Origin of the sequence: Mesorhizobium sp. M7A.F.Ca.US.005.03.2.1 (genome assembly GCF_003997795.1) — a bacterium.
GTDB lineage: Bacteria > Pseudomonadota > Alphaproteobacteria > Rhizobiales > Rhizobiaceae > Mesorhizobium > Mesorhizobium ciceri.
The window spans coordinates 1-2,778 of the sequence record NZ_RZRP01000825.1 but is presented as its reverse complement, the minus strand read 5'-3'; the positions used below and the strand labels follow the sequence as shown (position 1 = coordinate 2,778).

The following is a 2,778-nucleotide window of genomic DNA, read 5'->3' as shown; positions in this document are numbered from 1 at the left end:
GGCTCGGACGAGTTGACATGAACCGGCCGCCGCGGCGGCCGGCGTCAACGAGGTGGGTCGGCGACCGCCTGTCCTCAATCACATCGCGTTGACGTCGAACTGCAGCCGCTTGGCCGAGTCGATCGACTTGTGCGCCTTGACCTTTTCCAGCACGGCTTCCGGGAACGGCGCGTCGAGATAGAGCAGCGCTATGGCATCGCCGCCCGGCCGGTTGCGGCCGAGCTGGAAGTTGGCGATGTTGACGCCATTCTCGCCGCAGACGGTGCCGAGCAGGCCGATGATGCCCGGCGCGTCCGCATTGGTGGTGTAGAGCATGTGCTGGCCGACCTCGGCATCGAGGTTGATGCCCTTGATCTGGATGAAGCGTGGCTTGCCATCCGAGAAGCATGTGCCGGCGATCGAGCGCGTCATGTGCTCGGTCTTCACCGTCAGCTTGATATAGCCGTCGAACACGCCCGACTTGTCGCGCTTGACCTCGGCCACGATGATGCCGCGCTCCTTCACCATGATCGGCGCCGACACCATGTTGACGTCCGAGACCTGAGGCCGGATCAGCCCGGCGAGTGCTGCACTGATCAGCGCGCGCGTGTTCATCGTCGCGGTCGAGCCGTCGAACAGGATCTCCACCTCCTTGATCGGATCCTCGGTGACCTGGCCGACAAAGGCGCCGAGCACCTCGGCGAGCTTGACGAACGGCTTCAGCCGCGGCGCCTCCTCGGCGGTGATCGACGGCATGTTGATGGCGTTGGAGACGGCGCCCTTGATCAGATAGTCGGCCATCTGCTCGGCAACCTGCAGCGCGACATTCTCCTGGGCCTCCGTCGTCGAGGCGCCGAGATGCGGCGTCGCCACCACATTCTCCATGCCGAACAGTTCGTTGTTCTCGGCCGGTTCGACCTCGAAGACGTCGACGCCGGCGCCGGCCACCTTGCCGCTCTTCAGCGCTGCGACCAGATCGGCCTCGACGATCAGACCGCCGCGTGCGCAATTGATGATGCGCACGCCCTTCTTCATCTTGGCGATCGCCGCGGCATCGATGATGTTGCGCGTCTTGTCGGTCAGCGGCGTGTGCAGGGTGATGAAATCGGCGCGGGCGAATAGCTCGTCGAGCTCGACCTTGTCGACGCCAAGCTCCTCGGCACGGCTGTCCGACAGGAACGGATCGAAGGCGATGACGTGCATCTTGAGGCCAACGCCGCGCGTCGCGACGATCGAACCGATGTTGCCGCAGCCGATGACGCCCAGTGTCTTGCCGGTTATCTCGACGCCCATGAAGCGGTTCTTTTCCCATTTGCCGGCATGGGTCGAGGCGTTGGCTTCAGGGATCTGGCGCGCCAGCGCAAAGATCATCGCCACCGCATGTTCGGCTGTGGTGATCGAGTTGCCGAAGGGCGTGTTCATCACGATGATGCCCTTGCGGCTTGCCGCCGGGATATCGACATTGTCGACGCCGATGCCGGCGCGGCCGATGACTTTGAGATTGGTAGCGGCGTTGATCAGCTTTTCGGTGACCTTGGTCGCCGAGCGGATGGCGAGGCCATCATACTGGCCGATCACTTCGGCGAGCTTATCCTTGTCCTTGCCGAGATCGGGCAGATAGTCGACCTCGACGCCACGATCCTTGAAGATTTGCACGGCGGTGGGGGAGAGTTTGTCTGAGACGAGAACGCGGGGCGCCATGGCGGCCTCCTTGAAATGGATTTGATCCTGATGGGAGTGGGCGGCCCGAAGGCCGCCGCGAACGATCTCAGGCCGCCGCTTTGAGCGACGCCTTCTGTGCGGCGAATGCCCAGTCGAGCCAGGGCAGCAGCGCTTCGAGATCCGACGTCTCGACCGTCGCGCCGCACCAGATGCGCAGGCCGGGCGGTGCGTCGCGATAGGCACCGATATCATAGGCGACGCCTTCCTTGTCGAGCACCGACACCAGCCCCTTGGCGAAGGCCGCCTGCCCGTCGGCGTCGAGCGCGGACACGTCCGGATCGGTGAAGGACAGGCAGACGGACGTGTTCGACCGTGTCGCCGGCTGGACGGCGAGATGACCGAGCCAGGAGGACTTGCCTACAAAGCGATCGAGGACGGCCGCATTGGCATCCGCCCTGGCGATCAGCGCGTCGAGGCCGCCGGTCGACTTCGCCCAGTTGAGCGCATCGAGGTAATCCTCGACGCACAGCATCGAGGGCGTGTTGATGGTCTCGCCCTTGAAGATACCTTCGATCAGCTTGCCGCCTGAGGTCAGGCGGAAAATTTTCGGCAGCGGCCATGAGGGCTTGTAGGTTTCCAGCCGCTCGACGGCGCGAGGCGACAGGATCAGCATGCCGTGAGCGCCCTCGCCGCCCAGCACCTTCTGCCAGGAGAAAGTGACGACATCGAGTTTTTCGAAGTCGAGCCTCTGCGCGAATGCGGCGGAAGTCGCATCGCAGACGGTCAGGCCCTTGCGGTCCGCGGGAATGAAATCGCCGTTCGGCACGCGAACGCCCGACGTGGTGCCGTTCCAGGTGAACACCACATCGCGGTCGAAATCGATCTTGGTGAGATCAGGCAGCTCGCCGTAGCCGGCTTCGATCTTGCGCACGTCGGCGAGCTTCAATTGCTTGACCACGTCGGTGACCCAGCCGGAGCCAAAGCTCTCCCAGGCGACCATGTCGACGCCGCGCTCGCCGAGCAGCGACCACAGCGCCATCTCGACCGCACCGGTGTCCGACGCCGGCACGATGCCGATGCGGTAACCCGCCGGGACCTGGAGAATCTCGCGCGTCAGCTCGATCGCCTGTTCGAGCT

At 64.2% G+C, this 2,778-nt stretch carries 2 protein-coding genes; both read right to left on the bottom strand.

Going from position 1 to position 2,778, the window contains the following annotated elements; genetic code table 11:
- Window positions 1-78 precede the first annotated feature (78 nt).
- Window positions 79-1,680, bottom strand: a complete 1,602-nt coding sequence (serA, locus tag EN991_RS30970) for a phosphoglycerate dehydrogenase (protein ID WP_024502929.1) — start codon at window positions 1,678-1,680, stop codon at window positions 79-81.
- 67 nt (window positions 1,681-1,747) lie between these two features.
- A partial coding sequence (locus EN991_RS30965) for a phosphoserine transaminase (protein ID WP_127370179.1) occupies window positions 1,748-2,778 on the bottom strand: 1,031 nt, incomplete at its 5' end.